This window comes from Streptomyces sp. NPDC029139, from assembly GCF_055564335.1.
In genome coordinates this window covers 394,123-415,762 of the sequence record NZ_JBVHWN010000003.1, presented here as the reverse complement: position 1 = coordinate 415,762, position 21,640 = coordinate 394,123, and the positions used below count along the sequence as shown (strand labels likewise).

General features: G+C 73.6%; 21 protein-coding genes and 1 pseudogene. 12 read left to right on the top strand and 10 right to left on the bottom strand.

Features of this window, described 5'->3' with window-relative positions:
- Nucleotides 1-189: 189 nt before the first annotated feature.
- The 5 genes from ACZ4VW_RS09805 to ACZ4VW_RS09785 all read left to right on the top strand — a co-directional run bounded on the left by ACZ4VW_RS09805 (nt 190) and on the right by ACZ4VW_RS09785 (nt 6,118).
- Entirely contained in the window at nt 190-705 is a 516-nt protein-coding gene (locus tag ACZ4VW_RS09805; protein ID WP_467960342.1) for a flavin reductase family protein, read from the top strand.
- 200 nt (nt 706-905) lie between these two features.
- Nucleotides 906-1,691, top strand: a complete 786-nt coding sequence (locus ACZ4VW_RS09800) for an electron transfer flavoprotein subunit beta/FixA family protein (protein ID WP_467960340.1) — start codon at nt 906-908, stop codon at nt 1,689-1,691.
- A 57-nt stretch (nt 1,692-1,748) separates the two neighbouring features.
- Nucleotides 1,749-2,711 (top strand): electron transfer flavoprotein subunit alpha/FixB family protein, encoded by a 963-nt coding sequence (locus ACZ4VW_RS09795; RefSeq protein WP_467960338.1) that lies wholly within the window; start codon nt 1,749-1,751, stop codon nt 2,709-2,711.
- 152 nt (nt 2,712-2,863) lie between these two features.
- The gene (locus tag ACZ4VW_RS09790; protein WP_467960336.1) at nt 2,864-4,153 is read left to right on the top strand and encodes a DUF6986 family protein; all 1,290 of its coding nucleotides are present in this window, start codon (nt 2,864-2,866) and stop codon (nt 4,151-4,153) included.
- An 84-nt stretch (nt 4,154-4,237) separates the two neighbouring features.
- Nucleotides 4,238-6,118 (top strand): serine/threonine-protein kinase, encoded by a 1,881-nt coding sequence (locus tag ACZ4VW_RS09785; protein WP_467960334.1) that lies wholly within the window; start codon nt 4,238-4,240, stop codon nt 6,116-6,118.
- A gap of 28 nt (nt 6,119-6,146) precedes the next feature.
- Here the strand turns inward: ACZ4VW_RS09785 and ACZ4VW_RS09780 are convergent, their stop codons facing one another.
- A complete protein-coding gene (locus tag ACZ4VW_RS09780; protein ID WP_467960332.1) occupies nt 6,147-7,181 on the bottom strand; it encodes a LacI family DNA-binding transcriptional regulator in 1,035 nt (344 codons plus the stop codon).
- A gap of 142 nt (nt 7,182-7,323) precedes the next feature.
- Between ACZ4VW_RS09780 and ACZ4VW_RS09775 the strand changes: the two genes are divergently transcribed.
- On the top strand, nt 7,324-8,283 hold the full coding sequence (locus ACZ4VW_RS09775; protein WP_467960330.1) for an ROK family protein: 960 nt from the start codon (nt 7,324-7,326) through the stop codon (nt 8,281-8,283).
- Between the two features lie 51 nt (nt 8,284-8,334).
- Here the strand turns inward: ACZ4VW_RS09775 and ACZ4VW_RS09770 are convergent, their stop codons facing one another.
- Nucleotides 8,335-8,544 carry a hypothetical protein gene (locus tag ACZ4VW_RS09770; protein ID WP_467960328.1) on the bottom strand — a complete coding sequence of 70 codons (210 nt, stop codon included), beginning with the start codon at nt 8,542-8,544 and terminating at the stop codon, nt 8,335-8,337.
- A 196-nt stretch (nt 8,545-8,740) separates the two neighbouring features.
- Here ACZ4VW_RS09770 and ACZ4VW_RS09765 point away from each other — a divergent pair, with 196 nt between their 5' ends.
- A complete protein-coding gene (locus tag ACZ4VW_RS09765) occupies nt 8,741-9,784 on the top strand; it encodes an NUDIX hydrolase (protein ID WP_467960810.1) in 1,044 nt (347 codons plus the stop codon).
- 75 nt (nt 9,785-9,859) lie between these two features.
- On the opposite strand, the gene ACZ4VW_RS09760 is transcribed toward ACZ4VW_RS09765, so the two are convergent.
- Nucleotides 9,860-10,540 carry an MBL fold metallo-hydrolase gene (locus ACZ4VW_RS09760; protein WP_467960326.1) on the bottom strand — a complete coding sequence of 227 codons (681 nt, stop codon included), beginning with the start codon at nt 10,538-10,540 and terminating at the stop codon, nt 9,860-9,862.
- A gap of 84 nt (nt 10,541-10,624) precedes the next feature.
- Nucleotides 10,625-11,989, bottom strand: coding sequence for a M20/M25/M40 family metallo-hydrolase (locus ACZ4VW_RS09755; protein ID WP_467960324.1), 1,365 nt, complete (start codon nt 11,987-11,989; stop codon nt 10,625-10,627).
- Between the two features lie 122 nt (nt 11,990-12,111).
- On the opposite strand from ACZ4VW_RS09755, the gene ACZ4VW_RS09750 reads away from it, so the two are divergent.
- Complete coding sequence (locus ACZ4VW_RS09750) at nt 12,112-13,668, top strand: geranylgeranyl reductase family protein (RefSeq protein ID WP_467960322.1); 1,557 nt, start codon at nt 12,112-12,114, stop codon at nt 13,666-13,668.
- 58 nt (nt 13,669-13,726) lie between these two features.
- On the opposite strand, the gene ACZ4VW_RS09745 is transcribed toward ACZ4VW_RS09750, so the two are convergent.
- The gene (locus ACZ4VW_RS09745; protein WP_467960320.1) at nt 13,727-14,188 is read right to left on the bottom strand and encodes a nitroreductase family deazaflavin-dependent oxidoreductase; all 462 of its coding nucleotides are present in this window, start codon (nt 14,186-14,188) and stop codon (nt 13,727-13,729) included.
- A 125-nt stretch (nt 14,189-14,313) separates the two neighbouring features.
- Here ACZ4VW_RS09745 and ACZ4VW_RS09740 point away from each other — a divergent pair, with 125 nt between their 5' ends.
- Complete coding sequence (locus ACZ4VW_RS09740) at nt 14,314-15,027, top strand: TetR/AcrR family transcriptional regulator (RefSeq protein ID WP_467960318.1); 714 nt, start codon at nt 14,314-14,316, stop codon at nt 15,025-15,027.
- 121 nt (nt 15,028-15,148) lie between these two features.
- Here the strand turns inward: ACZ4VW_RS09740 and ACZ4VW_RS09735 are convergent, their stop codons facing one another.
- A complete protein-coding gene (locus ACZ4VW_RS09735) occupies nt 15,149-15,343 on the bottom strand; it encodes a BTAD domain-containing putative transcriptional regulator (RefSeq protein WP_467960316.1) in 195 nt (64 codons plus the stop codon).
- Nucleotides 15,344-15,353: 10 nt separating this feature from the next.
- Between ACZ4VW_RS09735 and ACZ4VW_RS09730 the strand changes: the two are divergent.
- Nucleotides 15,354-15,713: pseudogene (locus ACZ4VW_RS09730) on the top strand (helix-turn-helix domain-containing protein); the annotation flags it as partial.
- A 24-nt stretch (nt 15,714-15,737) separates the two neighbouring features.
- On the opposite strand, the gene ACZ4VW_RS09725 reads toward ACZ4VW_RS09730, so the two are convergent.
- Both ACZ4VW_RS09725 and ACZ4VW_RS09720 read right to left on the bottom strand, forming a co-directional pair.
- Nucleotides 15,738-16,484, bottom strand: coding sequence for a maleylpyruvate isomerase family mycothiol-dependent enzyme (locus ACZ4VW_RS09725; RefSeq protein WP_467960808.1), 747 nt, complete (start codon nt 16,482-16,484; stop codon nt 15,738-15,740).
- A 324-nt stretch (nt 16,485-16,808) separates the two neighbouring features.
- Nucleotides 16,809-18,029 carry an MFS transporter gene (locus ACZ4VW_RS09720; RefSeq protein WP_467960314.1) on the bottom strand — a complete coding sequence of 407 codons (1,221 nt, stop codon included), beginning with the start codon at nt 18,027-18,029 and terminating at the stop codon, nt 16,809-16,811.
- Between the two features lie 126 nt (nt 18,030-18,155).
- On the opposite strand from ACZ4VW_RS09720, the gene ACZ4VW_RS09715 reads away from it, so the two are divergent.
- Nucleotides 18,156-19,382, top strand: a complete 1,227-nt coding sequence (locus tag ACZ4VW_RS09715; RefSeq protein WP_467960313.1) for an ROK family protein — start codon at nt 18,156-18,158, stop codon at nt 19,380-19,382.
- A 123-nt stretch (nt 19,383-19,505) separates the two neighbouring features.
- Entirely contained in the window at nt 19,506-20,270 is a 765-nt protein-coding gene (locus ACZ4VW_RS09710; RefSeq protein WP_467960311.1) for an SAM-dependent methyltransferase, read from the top strand.
- Between the two features lie 231 nt (nt 20,271-20,501).
- Here ACZ4VW_RS09710 and ACZ4VW_RS09705 read toward each other — a convergent pair whose 3' ends face one another.
- On the bottom strand, nt 20,502-21,113 hold the full coding sequence (locus tag ACZ4VW_RS09705; RefSeq protein WP_467960309.1) for an ATP-binding protein: 612 nt from the start codon (nt 21,111-21,113) through the stop codon (nt 20,502-20,504).
- Between the two features lie 180 nt (nt 21,114-21,293).
- Entirely contained in the window at nt 21,294-21,638 is a 345-nt protein-coding gene (locus tag ACZ4VW_RS09700; RefSeq protein WP_467960307.1) for a hypothetical protein, read from the bottom strand.
- Between the last annotated feature and the right edge of the window lie 2 nt (nt 21,639-21,640).

The following is a 21,640-nucleotide window of genomic DNA, read 5'->3' as shown; positions in this document are numbered from 1 at the left end:
CACTTCTCCCACATCCCGGTACGCACTTGACTGCACCAGGCAACGATCGCCACGCTGGCGAGGTGCCTTCCGAAATCCTTCTCCACACGCGGGTCCACGTCGACCTGGCCCGCAACGCGAGCGCGCGCTGTCCGGGTGTCTGAGAACCTTCGGACCCCTCTCACGACGCCCTGGCAGAAGGACAGTTCCATGACGGTTTCGCCCGAGCTCCGCACCATAGGCGCCCCTCGGCAGGCCTCTCCCGGCCTCCTCCGCTCCGTCTTCCGGCACCACGCGGCCGGTGTCGCGGTCATCACCGCCCACGGGGACCGCCCCGTCGGCTTCACCGCCACCTCCCTCAGCTCCGTCTCCGCGGAGCCTCCCCTGATCTCCTTCGGCGTGGGCACCTCCTCCTCCAGCTGGCCCGTGGTCGCGGAGGCGGAGCACATAGGGGTGCACGTCCTCGGCGAGCACCAGCGGGAGCTGGCCGACACCTTCGCCCGCAGCGGCGCCGACCGGTTCGGCGGCTCCACGCGCTGGAGCGCGGGACCCGAGGGTGTCCCAGTCCTGGACGGTGTGCTCGCCTGGCTGGTCTGCCGGGTGGTGGCCCGCGTCCCCGCCGGTGACCACCGCCTCGTGATCGCCGAGGTCGTCGCCGGAGACCCCGGCGGGGCCGGCCGGCCCCTCCTGTATCACCAAGGGCGTTTCAACGCTCTGCGCGACTGAGGGTTCCCGGTCCGCGCACGGCCCGAAGCGTTGGCAAGGTCACATGCCTGAGCGCTTGCTTACTGGTAACGAACTGGGTGTACTGACGAGTAATATTCCGGTCGGGGCAGAGGGCGCCCCAACCGGAAACCCGCCCTTCAGGCGCCTATGCTGCGAGCAACAAGGCAGCCCAGTTATGACGATGCAGTAGGAGAGCCGGCGTGAGCTTGAGGATCGTTGTCTGTGTGAAGTACGTGCCCGACGCCACCGGCGACCGGCACTTCGCCGATGACCTGACCGTCGACCGCGACGACGTCGACGGCCTGCTGTCGGAGCTCGACGAGTACGCGGTCGAGCAGGCGCTGCAGATCGCCGAAGAGGCGGACGACGCCGAGGTCACCGTGCTCACGGTCGGCCCCGAGGACGCCAAGGACGCGCTGCGCAAGGCGCTGTCCATGGGCGCGGACAAGGCCGTCCACGTCGAGGACGAGGATCTGCACGGCTCCGACGTCATGGGCACCTCGCTTGTGCTGGCCAAGGCGATCGAGAAGACCGGCTACGACGTCGTCATCGCGGGCATGGCCTCCACCGACGGCACCATGGGCGTCCTGCCGGCGATCCTCGCCGAGCGCCTGGGCGTCCCGCAGGTCACGCTGCTCTCCGAGGTGAAGATCGAGGACGGCAAGGTGACCGGCCGCCGCGACGGCGACAGCGCCTCCGAGCAGCTGGAGGCCGCCCTCCCGGCCGTCGTGTCGGTGACGGACCAGTCCGGCGAGGCGCGCTACCCGTCCTTCAAGGGCATCATGGCCGCCAAGAAGAAGCCGGTGGAGTCCCTGAGCCTCGACGACCTCGAGATCGAGGCCGACGAGGTGGGCCTCGAGGGCGCCTGGACCGCGGTCGACTCCGCCGCCGAGCGCCCGGCACGCACCGCGGGCACGATCGTCAAGGACGAGGGCGAGGGCGGCAAGCAGCTGGCCGAGTTCCTCGCGAGCCAGAAGTTCATCTAGGGCTCGCGCGAGCCGCTGAAGTCCGCCCCTCTTTCGTTCGCAGGAGATTGAAGTCCCATGGCTGAGATTCTCGTCTACGTCGACCACGTCGACGGAGCCGTCCGCAAGCCCACCCTGGAGCTGCTCACCCTGGCCCGCCGCATCGGCGAGCCCGTCGCCGTCGCGCTCGGCAACGGCGCCGAGGTCACCGCCCCGGCCCTCGCCGAGCACGGTGCCACCCGTGTGCTGACCGCCGACGCCCCCGAGTTCGCCGACTACCTCGTCGTACCGAAGGTGGACGCGCTGCAGGCCGCGTACGACGCCGTGTCCCCGGCCGCCGTGCTCGTCCCGTCCTCCGCCGAGGGCAAGGAGATCGCGGCCCGCCTCGCGGTCCGCATCGGCTCCGGCATCATCACCGACGCCGTCGACCTGGAGGCCGGTGACGAGGGCCCGGTCGCGACGCAGTCCGCGTTCGCCGCCTCCTTCACCACCAAGTCCCGTGTCTCCAAGGGCACCCCGGTCATCACGGTCAAGCCGAACTCGGCCCCCGTGGAGGCCGCCCCGGCCGCCGGCGCCGTCGAGGCCCTCACGGTCTCCTTCGGCGCTCTGGCCACCGGCACCAAGGTCACCGCGCGCACCCCGCGCGAGTCCACCGGCCGCCCGGAGCTGACCGAGGCCGCGATCGTCGTCTCCGGCGGCCGTGGCGTCAACGGCGCCGAGAACTTCGCGATCATCGAGGCGCTCGCCGACTCCCTCGGCGCGGCGGTCGGCGCCTCGCGCGCCGCCGTCGACGCCGGCTGGTACCCGCACTCCAACCAGGTCGGCCAGACCGGCAAGTCGGTCTCGCCGCAGCTGTACATCGCCTCCGGCATCTCCGGTGCGATCCAGCACCGCGCGGGTATGCAGACTTCGAAGACCATCGTGGCCATCAACAAGGACGCCGAGGCCCCGATCTTCGACCTCGTCGACTACGGCGTGGTCGGCGACCTCTTCGACGTCGTCCCGCAGCTGACCGAAGAGGTCAAGACCCGCAAGGGCTGACCTGCGGTTCTGTCGCGGCCGGGGCCGCACGGTGATCCTTCACCGTGCGGCCCCCGGTCGTTTCGGACAACCATTGACTCAGGTCCCGACGGACTACTAACTTCGCTATACGGATTGTTGATTCCGTGAAGCGGAAAACAGGAGGATGTGGGATGGGTCAGCAGGAGAAGGTGTCGACGAGCCTCGCCGGAGCGGTCAGCGAGGGCATCAGCGCCTCCCTCGCAGCGGTGGACGCCGAGCTCGACCGGCGCTACCCGGGAGACCCGGGCACCCGCCAGCCCGTCCACACCGTCTACGTCCCCGGCAACGTCTTCGACGCCGGGACCATCCGCTCCTGGGGCGACCAGGCCCTCACGGCCCTCGACGAGCACGCCCCCGACGCCGCCTCCTTCGCCGCCGTCCTCGGCCTCTCCGACGACCTCGCCGAGGACGTGTACGGCCGCGTCCGCGCCAAGCTGGAGCGCGAGCCGATCGAGGACCTCCGGGTCGACTTCGAGGACGGCTACGCCGGAAAGGACGAGGACGCCGACGCGGCCCGCGCCGCCCGGCTGATCTCGGAGGCGTACAAGAACGGCACGGCCGCCCCGTACATGGGCATCCGGATGAAGTGCATGGAGGCCGCCGTACGCGACCGCGGCATCCGCACCACCGACATCTTCCTCACCACCCTCATGGAGAACGGCGGCCTGCCCGACGGCCTCGTCCTCACCCTCCCGAAGGTCACCTACCCCGAGCAGGTGTCCGCCTTCGTCCGCCTCCTGGAGGCCTTCGAGAAGGCCCACGGCCTGGACACCGGCCGCCTCGGCTTCGAGATCCAGATCGAGACGAGCCAGTCCATCCTCGCCGCCGACGGCACCGCCGCCGTCGCCCGCATGATCGACGCCGCCGAGGGCCGCGCCACCGGACTGCACTACGGCACCTTCGACTACAGCGCCTGCCTCGGCGTCTCCGCCGCCTACCAGGCCAGCGACCACCCGGCCGCCGACCACGCCAAGGCGATCATGCAGGTCGCCGCCGCCGGCACGGGCGTACGGGTCTCCGACGGCTCCACCAACGTCCTGCCCATCGGCTCCACCGAGCACGTCCACGAGGCATGGCGCCTCCACTACGGCCTCACCCGCCGCGCCCTCGCCCGGGCCTACTACCAGGGCTGGGACATGCACCCGGGCCACATCCCCACCCGTTACGCCGCCGTCTTCGCCTTCTACCGCGAGGGCTTCGAGGCCGCGGCCAAGCGCCTCTCCGCCTACGCCAACCACGCGGGCGGCGACGTCATGGACGAGCCCGCCACGGCCAAGGCGCTCAGCTCCTACCTGCTCCGCGGCATCGACTGCGGCGCCCTCGACACCGCCGAGGTCGACGCCCTCACCGGCCTGACCCGCGCCGACCTCGACCGCTTCGCGGCCCCGCGCCGCGGCGACCTCACCGCCACGGCCCAGTAACAAGCGGAACCGCGCGCACCGGGCGCTCGACCGGGCCCCGTACTCTGTACGCGTTCAACGCAGCCGACAGGGAACGGGGCATCGGTGTCTTCGGGGGAGAACGAGCGGCTGGCCGGCCGCTATCGCGTCGTGCGCCAACTGGGGCGCGGCGGCATGGGCGTCGTCTGGCGGGCCGTCGACGAGGTCCTCGGCCGCGAGGTGGCCGTCAAGGAGCTGCGGACGTACAACGACTCGTCCGGGCCGGAACTGGCCGATCTGCGCGTACGGATGCAGCGCGAGGCGCGGGCGGCCGCCCGCGTACGGCACCCGGGAGTCATCGCCGTCCACGACGTGACCGAGCATCAGGGCCGCCCCGTCATCGTCATGGAACTCATCGACGGACCCTCGCTCGACGACGTGCTGAACGAGCGCGGGGTGCTGGAGCCGCGCGAGGCGGCGGCGATCGGCGCCGCGGTCCTGGAGGCGCTCGCCGCCGCGCACGACGTCGGAGTGCTCCACCGTGACGTGAAGCCCGGCAACGTCCTTCTCGACAGGGGAGGGCGGGTCGTCCTCACCGACTTCGGGATCGCCGCGATGGACGATCCCGGTGACGGCTCGACCACGCACCTCACCCGCAGCGGGGAGATCGTCGGCTCGCTGGACTACCTGGCGCCCGAGCGGGCCCAGGGACACCAGCCCGGACCCGCCTCGGACGTCTGGGCGCTCGGCGCCACGCTGTACGCGGCGGTCGAGGGCTCCTCGCCCTTCCGCCGTACGTCGACCTGGTCGACCCTGAACGCCATCGTCGTGGAGCCCTTGCCGGAGTCGCACAGGGCCGGCCCGCTCGGCCCCGTGCTCCAGCGGCTGATGGACAAGGACCCCGCCCGGCGCCCCGACGCCCGAGCCGCGGCGCGGCTCCTGGCGGCCGTGGCCCAGGGTGGGCCCTCCCCGGCACACCCCGGCGCCCCGACCGAGCCCAGCGCCGTGCCGCACCGGTCGGACGGCTTCGGCCCGGCGGTCGCACCCCCGGCCCAGGGCTTCGCGTCCCAGGGGTTCGGCCCGACGGCACCGGTGCCGGGTGCGGGTGCGGGCGCGGTCGGGGCGGACGGTTTCGGGCCCGCGCAGCCGCAGGGGCCCGGGGCCTTCGGCCCGGCAACCCCGCCCGTCGGCCAGGACGCTGCGCCGTCCCCCTACGCCCAGGCCGCGATGACCGGCTTCCCGCCCGCCGGCCATCCGGCGGCGGGGCATCCTGCGGCCGGCGCCACGGCGACGGCCCGGCGGACGCCCCGAAGGAGGCGCTCCGCGGCCCTGGCCGCCTCGGCTGTCGCCGCCGTGCTCCTGGCCGGCGGCGGCCTGACCTACGCGCTGGTCGAACGCGACTCCGGCACGGAGCGGGAACAGCGCGCGGACGGCGCGACGCCGGCGGACCCCGGCAGAAGTCCCGGCCGCGTCCTCGACCAGGGCGCCCCGGGCGGTCCGGACGTGACGGCCGGCGCGTCGGCGACGCCCTCGGCCACCCCCTCGAAGGCCGCCACGAACCAGCCATCGAGCACCCCACCGACCACCGCCTCGAAAGCGCCCGTCCCCGGAACGGGCAGCGGCGGCACCACGGGTGGGGGCACCAGTGGCGGTACGACGACGGGCGGCGGAACGAGCGGCGGATCGACCACCACCACCGGCGGCGGCTCCCCGGCGGAGCCCGCGCCCGTCTGCCACTCCACCGGCGGCGGCACGTACAACTGCGAGGTGTGGCGCACCGAGAAGACGTACCGTCACGACGGCTCTCACGCGGGGACCCTGAACGCCGGCACCAACTACTTCTACTGCCAGGTGAACCTGGGCCGGCGCGAGACGTACGGCCAGTGGACGAACGTCTGGTGGGCCAGGACGGACGACGACAGCGGCAACACGAACGTCTACTTCAGCCTCGTGTACATCAAGGGCGGCGACAACGACCGGCCGCTGCCGGGCCTCCCCGTCTGCTGACCACCGCCGCCCAGCCGCGCCCCACGGCCTAGGCGGACGGCGGGGGGATCTCGCCCGAGCCGCGCGGGATCAGCCGGGTCTCCAGGACCACCTGGGCCGGTGCCTCGTCGATGCCGTCCAGGCGGCGGAAGAGCCGTTCCGCCGCCGTGCGGCCCAGCGCCGCCGCGTCCTGGGCGATGACGGTGATGCCGAGCAGGTCGGCGAGTTCGATGTCGTCGAACCCGACGAGGGCGACAGGGCGTTCGCGGTCGGCGAGCGCCCGGACGGCCGTGACGGTGACCCGGTTGTTGCCCGCGAACACGGCGGTGACCGGGTCCGGTCCCGACACCAGGGCCGTGACCGCCTCCCGTACCCGGTCCGGGTCGGTCGGGCCCAGCGACACCCAGGAATCCTCGACGGCCAGTCCCGCGTCCTCCATCGCCGCGCGGTAACCGCGCAACCGCTCGGTCGCCGTGTGGATGCGCGGCCGGTCGCCGACGAAGCCGATCCGGCGGTGCCCGTGGGCGATCAGGTGGGCCACCCCGGCCCGGGCCCCGCCGAAGCTGTCCGAGAGGACGGCGTCGGCGTCGATGCGGCCCGCCGGCCGGTCCACGAACACGGTGGCGACGCCGGCCTTGATCTCCGGTTCCAGATAGCGGTGGTCCGTTCCGGCGGGGATCACGATCAGCCCGTCGACGCGACGGGCGCACAGCGCCAGGGCCAGTTCCTGCTCCCGGTCCGGGTCCTCCGCGCTGGAGCCGTTGATGAGCAGCGCCCCATGGGCTCGGGCGACCTCCTCGACCGCGCGGCTGAGGGGGCCGTAGAACGGGTCGGCGAGGTCCTCCAGGACGAGCCCGACCGAGGCCGTGCGGCCCTTGCGCAGCACCCGGGCGCTGTCGTTGCGCCGGAAGCCGAGCGAGTCGATGGCCTCCTGGACCCGGCGCTCGGTGTCGGGGGTGACGCCCGGCTCGCCGTTGACGACCCGGGAGACCGTCTTGAGTCCGACGCCGGCCCGGGCGGCGACATCCTTCATCGTGGGCCGATTGCCGTAACGGTGCTCGGGCTGGCGGGCGGTGTCGGCCACGGTGCGCGGATCTCCTCTGTCACGGCTCTTCTGTCTCGTCTCCGTCTCGTCCGAGCATAGGGCCTGGACAACGTTGTCAGAGCTTGGGAGACTGTAGGTCGCATCGATCGACCGCTTCCGCCCTCCTGGAGACACCGCGCCCATGCAGACAGACCTCGTGGTCGCCCTCGACTTCGGTGGCACCAAGATCGCCGGCGCGCTGGTGGACAGCGAGGGCGGGATCCTCGTGCGGGCGCAGCGACCCACCCCCGCCCAGGAGGACGGGGAGACGGTCATGCGCGCCGTGGAGGCGGTGCTCGCGGATCTGGCGGCCTCGCCGCTGTGGGAGTCCGCGCAGGCGGTGGGCATCGGCAGCGCCGGGCCGGTGGACGCCTCCGCCGGCACGGTCAGTCCGGTCAACGTGCCGGGCTGGCGCGGCTTCCCGCTCGTCGAGCGGGTGACCGAGGTGACCGGCGGGCGGCCCGTCACACTGGTCGGCGACGGGGTCGCCATGACGGCCGCCGAGCACTGGCAGGGCGCGGCGCGCGGGCACGACAACGCGCTGTGCCTGGTCGTCTCGACCGGCGTGGGCGGAGGTCTGGTCCTCGGCGGGCGGGTGCACCAGGGCCCCACCGGCAACGCCGGCCACATCGGTCACATCAGCGTGGATCTCGACGGCGATCCGTGCGCCTGCGGCGGGCGCGGCTGTGTCGAACGGCTCGCCAGCGGGCCCCACATCGCCCGTCGCGCCCTGGACAACGGCTGGCGGCCCGGCCCCGACGGCGACACCTCGGCCGCTGCGGTCGCCGCCGCCGCGCGGGCCGGGGACCCCGTCGCCACGGCGTCCTTCGCCCGCGCCGCGCAGGCCCTGGCGGCGGGCATCGCCGCCACCGCGACGCTGGTCGAGATCGACATCGCCGTCATCGGCGGGGGTGTGGCGGGGGCGGGGGACGTGCTCTTCGACCCGCTCCGGCGCAGCCTGCGCGCCTACGCCACGCTGTCGTTCGTCCGTGACCTCGTCGTCGTCCCGGCGCTCACCGGCACGGACGCGGGGCTCCTCGGCGCGGCCGCGGCAGCGGCGGCGGCGCGCGAGCCGGGCGGCGGGTCCGCCGCCGCGTCCTGACGCCTCGTCATCGCTCGCCGTCCCCGCCGGTCGGCTGTCACGGTCGACGGGTCAGCCGCTTCCGCGCCCGGCGGCGCCCGCTCCGGCACCCACCGGCTCCGGCCTCCGCTGTTCGACGATCACCAGGAAGGCGTCGGACTCCAGGTCCATCACCACCTCCGCCGGAAGCCCCTCGTCCCTGCGGGCGCTGGCGAACTCCTCGGCGGGCCAGCTGCCTCGTGGGCCTCCCGCCGGAAACCTCTGCAATACCGTACGGCTCATCTCCGCACCCCCTTGCCTCGCCGGTCCAACGACAGTCGGTCCCGAAGTGTTACGCATCGCCCCGCACGCGCGTTCGCCGAGTGAGGCGTTTCACACCCGTCTACCCGCGTTCGGGACTTCAACGACCCGGCGTCCGGCCGGGGTTTCCGTGGCAGGGTGTTGCGGGCAAGCCACTGGGGGCTACCGAAGAGGGGGAATCGTGATCGTCTGGGTCAACGGTGCGTTCGGCGCGGGGAAGACCACCACCGCGCGCGAGCTGGTCGACCTGATCCCGAACAGCACGCTGTACGACCCCGAGATCATCGGCGGCGCGATGGACCGGCTGCTGCCGCGCAAGCGCCTCGACGAGGTCGACGACTACCAGGACCTGCCGATCTGGCGCCGACTCGTCGTGGACGCCGCCGCGGCGATGCTCGCCGAGGTCGGGGGTGTGCTCGTGGTTCCCATGACCCTGCTGCGGCAGGAGTACCGGGACGAGATCTTCGGCGGGCTCGCCGCCCGGCGCATCCAGGTGCGGCATGTGCTGCTCGCCCCGGACGAAACGATCCTGCGCGCGCGGATCCGGGGCCGTACACCCGACGACGCGGACCCCGAGGCCCAGGAACGCGTGCGGCAGTGGTCCCTCGACCACATCGAGCCCTACCGCGCCGCGTTGCACGGCTGGCTGTCCGCCGACGCCCACCTCGTCGACACCTCCGCGCTCACCCCCGCCGAGGCCGCCGGGGCCGTCGTCGAGGCGATCGCCTCGGGCAGTGCCGCCCCCTGCGGCATCGTCCAGACCCCCGAGCCCAAGGGCGAGACGCTCGCCGCCGGGGTGCTGCTCTTCGACGAGCGGGACCGCGTGCTGCTCGTCGACCCCACCTACAAGCCCGGCTGGGAGTTTCCCGGAGGCGTCGTCGAACCCGGCGAACCCCCCGCCCGGGCCGGGATACGCGAGGTGGCCGAGGAGATAGGGATCGAACTGGACGCCGTACCCCGGCTGTTGCTCGTCGACTGGGAGCGCCCCCAGCCTCCGGGCTACGGCGGCCTGCGCCTCCTCTTCGACGGCGGCCGGCTGCCCGCCGCCGACGTGGACCGTCTCCTCCTGCCCGGCGCCGAACTCCGCGGCTGGCGCTTCGTCACCGAGGAGGAGGCGTCCGAACTGCTACCACCGGTCCGCTACCGCCGCCTGCGCTGGGCCCTGCGTGCCCGGGAACGCGGGACGGTGCTCAACCTGGAGGCCGGCGTACCGGTCGGCTGAGGCCGATGCCCCACCTGCCGGGCCGCCCGCCGCGGGCCGTCGGGAGCCACCCACAACCGGCGCCCGGCCGCCCGCCTATCCGACCGCTGCCGCCGGCAGGCGCCCGGTGTCCGTTGTCACCGGGTCCCCCTGTCCGCAGCACAGGACCGACGGCTTCAGCTGCGCCAGACGCCGCATCGACTCCATGGCGAGCTCGCGGTCCACATGGAACACGCCGAACGTCAGGCCCCGCACCGTCGCCACCGTGTCGCCGGTGAACAGCACGCCGTGCTCCGGAAGATGGACCGCGAGGGAGCCGGGCGTGTGACCCGGCGTGTGCACCACGACCGCCCCGTCCCCGAAGCCCAGCGCGTCCCCGTCGTCCACCTCCCGGTCCACCCGGGTCGCCGGTGCCACGGGGACGGTCAGACCGTGCTCGTACAACGGGATCTCCCAGTCGAGGAGGACCGGCTCGGGGACGGGGTCCTCGCCCCGGATCACGGGAGCGTCGAGGCGGTGCGCCAGGACCTCCGCGCCGTACCGGTCGGCGAGTTCCTGCGCCGAACCGACGTGATCGCGATGGCAATGGGTGAGCACGATCCGCCGCAGGGCGGCGGGGTCGAACCCCGCTCCCCGGATCGCCGCGTCGATCTCCGGCGCCGAACCCGCCCAGCCGGCGTCGATCAGTGTCAACTCGCCGTCGTCCCGCCACAGACAGGCCTGGCCGATGGAGAAGCGCAGCATGTGCAGGCGCGGTGTGATCTCGATGAGGTCCATGCGGCGAACCTACGCATCCGCGCAGGTCCGCCGCGTGGTTCTACGCCCTCGGCGAGCTTCGCCGAGCGCTGAACACGAGCCGCCTCAGATCTGCTTCGAGCGGGCGTAGTTGAGCAGGAAGTGCGCCTCCGCCACCGACAGGCGCTCGAGCTCCTGCGGCGACACCGACTCGTTCACCGCGTGGATCCGCGCCTCCGGCTCGCTCAGACCGATCAGCAGGATCTCCGCCTCGGGGTAGAGCGCCGCGAGGGTGCTGCACAGCGGGATGGAGCCGCCCATGCCGCAGCTCTGCATCTCCTGGCCCGGGTACGCGATCCGCATCGCCTCCGCCATCGAGGTGTACGCCGGGCTGGACACGTCCGCGCTGAACGCCTGCCCCTGGCCGACCTGCTCGAAGGAGACCCGCGCGTTCCACGGGGTGTGCTTCTCGATGTGCGCGTACAGCAGCTGCGTCGCCTCGGCCGCGTCCTGGCCCGGCGGCACCCGCAGGCTGATCTGCGCGCGGGCCGTCGACGGGATCGACGGGGTCGCGCCGGCCACCGGGTGGCAGTCGATACCGATGACGGTCACCGCCGGGCGGGCCCAGAGCCGGTCGGCCACCGTGTCGTTGCCCGGCAGGGCGACGCCGTCCAGGACCCTCGCGTCCTGGCGGAAATCCTCCTCGGGGTACTGCAGGCCCTGCCACACCGCGTCCGCCGGCAGACCGTCGATGACCGTCGAACCGTCCTCCGCGCGCAGCGAGTCCAGAACACGGATCAGCGCGGCCAGCGCGTCCGGCGCTGCCCCGCCGAACATGCCGGAGTGCAGATTGCCCTCCAGGGTGTCGATCCGGACGCGGATCATCGTCATGCCGCGCAGCGTGGCCGTGACGGTGGGCAGACCGAGGCGGAAGTTGCCGGTGTCGCCGATCACGATCGCGTCGGAGGCGAGCAGCTCGGGGTGCGCCTCGGCGTACCGCTCCAGACCGCCGGTGCCCTGCTCCTCCGAGCCCTCCACGATGACCTTGACCGTGACGGGCACCCCGCCGTTCGCCTTGAGGGCGCGCAGCGCCAGCAGGTGCATGATGAAGCCGCCCTTGCAGTCGGCCGCGCCCCGCCCGTACCAGCGCCCGTCGCGCTCCGTGAGCGTGAACGGCGGACTGATCCACGCCGACTCGTCCAGCTTCGGCTGCACGTCGTAGTGCGCGTAGAGGAGGACGGTCGGGGCGCCGGCGGGGCCGGGCAGCACGCCGTACACCGACTGCGAACCGTCAGGGGTGTCGAGCAGCGCCACGTCCTGGAAATCCTCGGCACGCAGGGCGTCGGCCACCCAGTTGGCGGCAGCCTCGCACTCGCTCCGGGGAGCCACCGCCTCGTCCGCCACCGACTCGAAGGCCACGAGCTCCGCGAGCTCCGCCTTCGCGCGCGGCATCAGGCCGGCGACGGTCTCGGCGATCGGATTGGCGGTCATGGGCACGCTCCTGGTGGGTGCGACGTTGTAAGGACGATGCCGTATGACGGTGGTACGGCGAACGCATTGCCGATCCTACGGCGCGGGGTCCCACGCCCCGCGCCGTAGGATGCCCGAAGAGCATGGACCGTCGGTCGGATCAGGAGCAGAAGCACATCGTGAGCAGCGAGAACGCAGACGCCGAAGAGGTACGCGGGGGAGAGTCTCGGGACGAGACCGTCTGGGACGTGGTCGTCGTCGGGGCCGGCCCGGCCGGCTCCTCGGCGGCGTACGCGGCCGCGGTCGCCGGCCGCCGGGTGCTGCTCCTGGAGAAGGCCGAGCTGCCCCGTTACAAGACGTGCGGCGGCGGCATCATCGGACCGTCGCGGGACGCGCTGCCGCCCGGTTTCGAGCTGCCGCTCCTGGACCGGGTGCACGCCGTCACCTTCTCCATGAACGGCCGCTTCGCCCGCACGCGCCGCTCGCGCCGGATGCTCTTCGGGCTCATCAACCGGCCCGAGTTCGACGCGGGCCTGGTCGAGCAGGCGCAGAAGGCGGGCGCAGAGGTCCGTACGGGCGTCACCGTGTCCCGCGTGGAGCAGCACGGTCCGGCCGTGCCCGACCGCCGGACCGTCGCCGTGGTCCTGGCCGACGGCGAGACGGTCCTGGCCCGGGCGGTGGTCGGCGCGGACGGCAGCGCCGGCCGCATAGGAGCCCATGTCGGCGTCAAGCTGGACCAGGTGGACCTGGGCCTGGAGGCGGAGATTCCCGTGCCGCCCTCGGTCGCCGAGGACTGGAAGGGCCGCGTCCTGATCGACTGGGGTCCGATGCCCGGCAGCTACGGCTGGGTCTTCCCCAAGGGCGACACGCTCACGGTGGGTGTCATCTCGGCGCGCGGCGAAGGAGCGGCCACCAAGCGCTATCTCGAGGACTTCATCGCCCGCCTCGGGCTCGCGGGCTTCGAGCCGGCGATCTCCTCCGGCCACCTCACGCGCTGCCGCAGTGACGACTCGCCGCTGTCGCGCGGTCGGGTGCTGGTGTGCGGCGACGCGGCGGGGCTACTGGAGCCGTGGACCCGGGAGGGCATCTCCTTCGCCCTGCGCTCGGGGCGGCTCGCGGGGGAGTGGGCGGTACGGATCGCCGAGGCGAACGACGCGGTCGACGCGCGCCGCCAGGCGCTGAACTACGCCTTCGCGATCAAGGCGGGCCTGGGCGTGGAGATGGCGGTCGGGCGGCGGATGCTCGCGCTCTTCGAGCGTCGTCCGGGGCTGCTGCACGCGACGATAACGGGTCTGCGCCCGGCCTGGAACGCGTTCACGGACATCACCCGGGGCTCGACCACGCTGGCCGGGCTGGTCCGTTCGAACGGGGTGGCCCGGCGGGCCATCGACCTCCTGGACCGCCGCCTGGCGGCGACCGACGGAGCGGCGCGCCAGGGTGCGACGGAGCCGTCCGCCACGGCCGAGCCCGCCGAACGGCAGAGCGCGGCGAAGGCCGCGAAGGCCGCGAAGGCCGCGGACGCGGCCGAGGGCGGCGACGGCGCTGCGGGCGCTGCGGGCGCTGCGGGCGCTGCGGGCTCCGTGGGCTCCGTGGGTTCGGCGGGTTCGGCGGGTTCGGCGGGTTCGGCCGACGGGGCGGGATCTGCCGGCGCGGCGGGCGCCGAGGGCTCCGCGCGGGCGGGAGACGCCGAGGCGTCGTGACGCCGGGCGCGCCCGCACGTGGGACGGCGGGTGGGACGGCGGGTGGGACGGCCCGGCCTCATGAGGCCGGGCTGATCCGGAAGACGGGGTGCTTGGGCGCGATCGCGCGCAGCTCCTCGTCCGAGGAGTCCGGTCCGACCCCGCCGAAGAAGACACCGACCTCGGCCTTCCAGCGCTTGAGGTAGGCGCGCAGGAGGGCCGGCTTCTCGTCGTCCGGGAGTTCCACGGCGGTGAACGTCCGCACGCTCCTGCCGAGATGCAGTTCGCCGCCGCCGGCCGCGCGCATGTTGTGCGTCCACTGGACGTGGCCGCGCGGGGCCACCAGGTACTCGGCGCCGTTCCACGTGAGCAGGTTGACGGGGGTGCGGCGCCATTCGCCGCTCTTGCGGCCGCGGACGGCGAGGATGCGGGAGCCCCAGACGCTGATGCCACGGCGGGTCATCCACGCGACGGCCCGGTTCAACACCTTGACCGTGAACCAGCCGGGCTTCATGACGTGGGCTGCGGGCTGAGCGGACATGGCATCCTCCGAAGAAATGTGAGCACTGCTCTCGCTTGAGATCAGTGTGCACGCATCGGCGCGCCGAAGCAAGAGCGGTGCTCTCCTTTTAGTGCGGTGCTCCGAAAGATGGCAGACTGCTCCTCATGACCAGCGTTCAGGGAGCCCGGGCCCGCGCCCGTATCGAGATCACCGCAGCCATCAAGGACGAGGCCCGCCGACAGCTCGCCGCCGAGGGCGCCGCGAAACTCTCCCTGCGCGCCGTCGCCCGGGAGCTCGGCATGGTGTCGTCCGCGCTCTACCGCTACTTCCCGAGCCGCGACGACCTCCTCACGGCGCTCATCGTCGACGCGTACGACGCCGTCGGAGCCGCCGCCGAGCAGGCCCTCGCCGACACCGACGCCGACGCCGCCCGCGGCCCCCGCGATCCCCTCGCCCGCTGGACCGCCGTCTGCCGGGCCGTCCGCTCCTGGGCCGTCGACCACCCCCACGAGTACGCCCTCATCTACGGCTCCCCCGTCCCCGGCTACTCCGCGCCGCAGGACACCGTCGGCCCGGCCTCCCGGGTCGGCCTGGTCCTCATCGGGATCGCCCGGGACGCCTTCACCACCGACGGCATCGCGCTGCCGCCGCTTCCCACGAGCCTGCGCCCCGAGGCGGAGCGCATGGCCGCCGACATCGCCGCCGATCTGCCGCCCGCGCTCGTCGTCGCCCTGGTCGCCGCCTGGTCGCAGCTCTTCGGGCTCGTCTCCTTCGAGGTGTTCGGCCAGTTCAACAGGATCGTGGAGGAGCGGGAGGAGTTCTTCGCCGCGGCCGCCGCCCGCCTGGGCCGGGACATCGGCCTGGTGCCGCGCGCCTGACGGCCTGCCTGCCGCGCACCTGACGGCCCGCGTGCCGCGCACCTGACGGACTGGTGCGCGGGCTGTACGAGCGGCGATCACCTCTTCAGCGGCTCTGCGGGGCGGCTCTCCGGGGTGCCTCTCAGGCGGCCGGGGCCCGCCCCGCCATCTCCGCGCCCCCGCCGAGGAGCGCCGGGTCCTGCCGCGGCATCCGCTCGTGCAGCTCACGCGGCGCCGGGCCCGGATCCGGCCCCATCGCCTCCGCGAGTCTCCGCCTGGTGTCCTCGTACGCGAGCAGCGCGTCGGAGGAACGACCGTTCCGGTAGAGGGCCGGCATCAGAAGCGCCGCCGTGGACGACGGCGCGCACGGCCCGCAGCAGCTCCTCGGGTTCGGTGTCCTTGACGAGGGCGACGCTCTGCTCTCGCCGGGGGTCACGCGCCGGTTCATCGAGGAGTTCGCCGCCCGCTCGAAGGCCCCGGTCGGCATGTCGCGCCTCGACGAACTCACCGAGCGGGAGCGGGAGGTGATGGCCCTGGTCGGCATCGGTCTGTCGAACGAGGAGATCGCCCGGCGCCTGGTCGTCAGCCCGCTGACCGCCAAGACCCATGTGAGCCGGACGATGGTGAAGCCGGGCGCGCGGGACCGCACCCAACTCGTCGTCCTGGCCTACAAGTCCGGGCTGGTGCGGCCGGGCTGGCTCGGCTGACTCGCCGAGGGCGGCCGTCCGCTCTCACGACCAGGTGATGCCGGACGTCTCCCGCCACAGCCCGGCGAGCGACGGGTCCCCCGTCATGGTCACCGCTCCGTCCGGCAGCCGGTTCCAGAGCGCCAGGTAGAGATGGTCGGCCGGACCGCTCAGCTCGCAGTCGGCCGAGCCCTGCGCACCCCGCTCCGTGCGCGGAGCCTCCGGCGACAGTCGTACGGTCCACACGTCGCCGGTGTCCGTCGTCCGCACCCGCAGGGTCTTGGGCTCCGGTGTGCGGACCCGGCTGCGGTCGCGGGCGTGGAAGGCGCACAGCAGTTCCTCGATCCCGTCCACGGCGAGCGCGGGGGCCACCGTGCCGAGCTTCCCCGACGGCAGGGCGGACTCGGCGTCCGCGCGGTGGACGGTCGTCTCGTGGGCCTGCCGCCGCGCCCAGAAGGCGCGGGGGGAGGGGGCGGGCAGGAACGTCCAGCACTCCAGGGAGTCGGGCGCCGCGCGCAGGGCGGCGACGAGGAGGGCGTGGCCCTCGCGGAAGTGGGCGAGGAGCTCCTCGCCGTCGAGGTCCGGCTCGCCGCCGTCGGGGTGGTAGGAGGTGTGGCCCTCGGTGACGAAGGCGGTGGCCCAGCGGTGCACCATCGTCGTGTGGCGCAGCAGATCCCGCACCCGCCAGCCCGGACAGGTCCGCACCTCGGCGTCCGTGCCGGCCTCCGCGGCGGCGTCGGCGAGGGCCGTTCCCGCCGTGTCGAGGGCTTCGATGTGTGCGTCTATCTTCATGATCCCCATGCGGCGGATTCTGCCAGGGGAGCGGGCGGGGCGGGCCGGAATTCCCCCCGGCCGACCGGGCCCCGCCGGCGCCCCGCCGACTGAGGCGGGGACTCGCCGCGTCGAGGACTGCTCCCTGGCGCGACGGGCGGGGACGCGCCGCGGAGCCGAAGGGCGGTCCTTGCCCCGACGGTCCGGTGACTCGCTTGCGTGCCGAAGGGCGACTCCCACGGGCGTCGCCGGAAGCCGGGGACGCGGTCATGCGGTCGGCTCCCTGGAGGGGGCGGCCGGGGACGCGCTCGTACGTCAAGGGGCGGGCGCGCCGCTCCCCTCTGGCTACGCGTCCTCCGTGCGCACCCGGGCGTTCCGGGCCGCGTAGCCGATCACCGCGGCGCCCGCCGCGAGGGCCGCGACGGTGGTCAGGGCGACCGGCAGGGAGAGCCAGTCGGCGAGGAAGCCGATCGACGGCGGACCGAGCAGCATGCCGCCGTAGCCGAGGGTGGAGGCGGTGGCGACCCCGCTCGGACCGGCCAGCGCGCCCGCGCGGGCCACGGCGACCGGGAAGATGTTGGCCAGACCGAGACCGGTGACGGCGAACCCGATCAGCGCGGCCCAGACGCTCGGGGCGAGCGCGCCGAGCGTCATGCCGGCCGCGGCCGTCGCCCCGCCGACCACGAGCGTGCGGGTCTGGCCGAGCCGCTCGAGGAGCGCCGTGCCGGAGAGCCGGCCGATGGTCATGGTCAGCGCGAAGACGGAGTAACCGGCGGCCGCGACGCCCGGATGCGCGTGCAGGTCCTGCTCCAGGTGGAGGGCGCCCCAGTCGGCCAGCGCGCCTTCGCCGTACGCCGTGCAGAGCGCGATCACCCCGAAGACGAGGACCGGTCCGCGGGAACCGGCCTTCCCCCGCGGCCGGTCGGCGGGGGTGATCGCCTCCGGCGGGGCGGGGGAGGGCTGGCGGAGGAGTACGGGACCGGCGGCGGCCGTCAGGAGCAGTCCGGCGACCGCCAGGCCGAGGAGGTGGGTCGCGGGGGCCAGGTTCCCGGCGACGAGGCCGCCGAGTCCGGCGCCGAGCATCCCGCCGAGGCTGAACGCGGCGTGGAAGCTGGGCATCACGGGCCGGCGCAGGGCGGCGACCAGATCGACGGCGGCGCTGTTCATGGCCACGTTGATGCCGCCGTACGCGGCGCCGAAGACCAGCAGGACGAGACCGAGGGCGAGCGGGGAGTGGGTGAGGGCGGGCAGCGCGATGGAGAGCGAGAGCAGCACGGCGGTGACGACGGTGACGGCATGGCTGCCGTGGCGCCGGCAGAGGCGGCCGGTCAGGGTCATGGTCACCACGGCGCCCGCCGACACCCCGAGCAGCGCGAGCCCGAGGTCGCCGGCGGTGGCACCCGTCTGCTGCTTGATGGCGGGGATGCGGACCACCCAGCCGGCGAAGAGGAAACCGTCGAGGGCGAAGAAGAGCGTCAGGGCGATGCGGAGGCGGGACAGGGAGCGAGCGGTGTCTCCGCCAGGGCCCCCCGGAACGGCCGTCCGTACTTTGTTTAGTAGCGGCACAAACTCAGGATAGGGGCGGGCGGCCACGCTTTTCAACCCGAGGGGCTCACAAGAGCCCACCGCGCCTTCCTCCCGGCCCGGACCGCGCAGATCGCGCCACCCCCCGATCATGGGAGACTCGCCTCCATGAACGGCAAGGCGACGACGACCAGGACACGGCTGGACAGGGGGCGGGGCGCGCTCGGCCCCGCGCTGGAACTGGTGCACACGGGCCGCGCCCCGACCCGCGCCGTGCTCACCGCCGAACTCGGCGTCACCCGCGCCACCGCCGGTGCCGTCGCCGCCGAACTGGAAGCCCTCGGGCTCATTCGCGTCGACTCCAACCCCGGTGCCGCCGCGGGGTCCCAGGGGCGCCCCTCGCACCGTCTCGCCGTCGACGAGAAGGGCCCCGTGGCTCTCGCCGCCCAGGTCCACGCCGACGGTTTCCGCGCGGCGCTCGTCGGCCTCGGCGGCACCATCGTGGCCACCGCGCCCGGCTGCGTCACCGTCTCCGCCGACCCCGCCCAGGTCCTCGGCGCCGTCGTCGACGCCGGCGCCGCCCTCCTCGAGGAGAGCGGGCGCCGCTGCGTCGGAGCCGGCCTCGCCGCGCCGTCCGCCGTCGCCGAGCCCGAGGGCACCGCCCTCAACCCGCTCCACCTCGCCTGGCCGGCCGGCGCGCCGGTACGCGAGATCTTCGCGGAACGCGTCCGCGCCGCCGGCATCCAGGGCCCGGCCTTCACCGGCAACGACGTGAACCTCGCCGCCCTCGCCGAACACCGCCACGGCGCCGGCCGCGGCGCGAAGGACCTCCTGTGCGTCGCCACGGGCCACCGGGGCGTCGGCGGCGCCCTCGTCCTCGACGGGCGCCTGCACACCGGCAGTTCGGGCCTCGCGCTCGAAGTCGGGCACCTCACGGTCAACCCCGAGGGCCGTCCCTGCCACTGCGGCAGCCGCGGCTGCCTCGACGTCGAGACCGACCCGCTCGCCTTCCTCACCGTCGCCGGACGGACCCCCGGCCCGGAGGTCTCTCTGCTCCAGCAGGCCCGCGACCTGCTGCGTACCAGCCCCGACGACCCGGGGGTACGGGCCGCGACGGCGGAGCTGATCGACCGTCTGGGCCTCGGCCTCGCGGGCCTGGTGAACATCCTGAACCCGGACCGGATCATCCTCGGCGGTCTGCACCGCGAGCTGCTGGACGCCGACCCCGACCGACTGCGCGCGGTCGTCGCGGACCGCAGTCTGTGGGGCCGCAGCGGTGGTGTGCCGATCCTCGCGTGCACGCTCGACCACAACAGCCTGGTGGGCGCCGCGGAACTGGCCTGGCAGCCGGTCCTCGACGACCCGCTGGCGGCCCTGGGCAGACCGGCCGCCTGACTTCCGCCGCATCCGGGCGACTCCGGGGCGGGGCGCGCCCCGCCTCGCCCTGCCCGATCTTCCTGCGACGATCCGCCGTATTCGCTGGCCAGGGCGGCTGCGCTCGCACTAGCGTTCCGCCCCATGACCGATTCTGATCTTCCTCCGCGCCTCGGCAGCCTCGACTTCCACGGGCCGCTCTCCCAGGCCCGCGCCACCCGCATGATCGAGCGGCTCGCCGCCGTCTCGCCCGCCACCGTGCTCGACATCGGATGCGGCTGGGGCGAGTTGCTGCTCCGTGTCCTGGAGGCCGCGCCCGGATCCACCGGTGTCGGCATCGACATCAACGCCGAGGACCTGGCGCGAGGGCGGGTCCTCGCCGAGGAGCGCGGGCTCGCCGACCGGGTCGAGTTCGTGGAGGAGTCCGCGCTCGGTACCGAGCGCGGACCCGTCGACGCCATCCTCTGCCTCGGCTCCAGCCAGGCCCTGTGCGACCCCGACCAGCCGCACGACCCGGCCGCCGCCCTGCGCGAACTGCGGCGTCTGGTACGGCCCGGGGGCCGCGTCGTCCTGGGCGAGGGCTTCTGGCAGCGCGCGCCGTCGGACGAGGAACTCGCCGGGATGTGGCCCGGTGCGGACACCAAGGACCACCTTCTGCTCGGGCCGCTCGTGGACCTGGCCATCGAGGCGGGCTTCCGGCCCGCCTGGATCGAGACGGCGAGCCCGGAGGAGTGGGAGGAGTTCGAGTCCGGCTACCGCCACGACACCGAGGTCTGGCTGGCCGGCCACCCCGGCCACCCGCTCGCCGCCGAGACCCGTGAACGGGTCGACCGCCAGCGGTCCTCCTGGCTGAACGGCTACCGCAACGCCCTCGGCATCGCCTACCTGACGCTCGTCCCCGTGAACTGAGCGGGCGGCTCCGCCCGTTCACGAGCGGACAGGCGCAACCCCGCCGGCGCGGTCCAGAGGTGGAAGGGCGTACGGGACCACCGGCGAGCCGACCGCGCGTTCCCCCATCCGACCGGCGGGGGCGCCGGTCGCGCCTGACCGTCGGGCCGGCCCCGCCGGCCCGACGGTCCCGGCTCAGCCCGACGGTCCCGGCTCAGCCCGACGGTCCCGGCTCAGCCCGACGGTCCCGGCTCAGCCTGCCAGGGCCGAGCGGGCGACCGCCGGCGCGCGGACCGGTTCCGTCGGGGTGCCGAAGGGGACGCCCTCCAGGCCGGTGCCGTGCGCCCCGCCGAAGCGGGTGTGGTCGACGAAGGGGCCGTCGGTGGTCGCGCCGTAGACGGCGTGCGAGCGGGAGAGGAAGGCCACCGCGGGCATCGGCGCCGGAAGGGTGAACCACACGACCTTCCCGGTCTCTCCGTGCGGGCGGATGCCCCAGCTCTCGCTGACCGCCTCGATGATGGCCAGACCGCGGCCCGAGGTGGCCAACCCCTCGACATCCAGGGGCTCCAGGGGCCTCCCGGCCCCCGACGCGCCGCCGAAGCCCGGTATCCGGGGGTCGTTGTCCCGGACCGAGACCGTGAGGCGGTCGAGCAGCAGCTCGAGCTCGACGGTGCACATCTTGTCCGGCTGTGCGTGCCGGTGAACATTGGTCAGCAACTCGGTGACGCCGAGCGCCGCATGGTCGATCAAGGCATCGAGACGCCAGTAGCGCAGATGCGCCGATACGATTCTGCGGACCTGACCGATCCGCGACGGCAGGGCCTGGAGCTCCACCGTGCAGTGCCTGCTTGGCTCGCTGATCACGGCTGCGACTCCCCGAAGTAGTCCGGAAGAAGACGAAGATTCGGATCTGTCATGCGTACGGCACGGCGGGGAGCTGTATCACAGCGTCACCGCCGGTAAACCCTCGGTGAGGTGGTTACAGCGTGAACCAGTCATGAGCGCCCCGCAACTCGCGGCGGCCCGCCCCAGGTCGCCGGCGTGTCACCGCTCCGGTGCTCCGCGTCGCCGCTCCGGGGTCCACCGGTCCGCGGCCGCCCTCTTCAGCGCCTCCAGGAACCGCCCGGGCCCGGCCGCCCGGTCGTCGTGCCGTCCGTCCATCGTCAGGCGGTAGCGCGTCCCGTTCACGGTCGCCACCGTCTCCTCCGGCTTGGCGAACCAGGGCCGCCCCGCCCGGACGGAGGTCACCGGCGCGCTGTCGATCTCGCTGCCGTAACTGGTCAGCAACGACAGCCTGCCGTCCTCGATCCGTACCTCGCCCGCCCGGGTCAACGAGCGGGGCCACCGCTCGATCCGTACGCCCGTGGCCGTGAACTCGGGATCCGCCATAT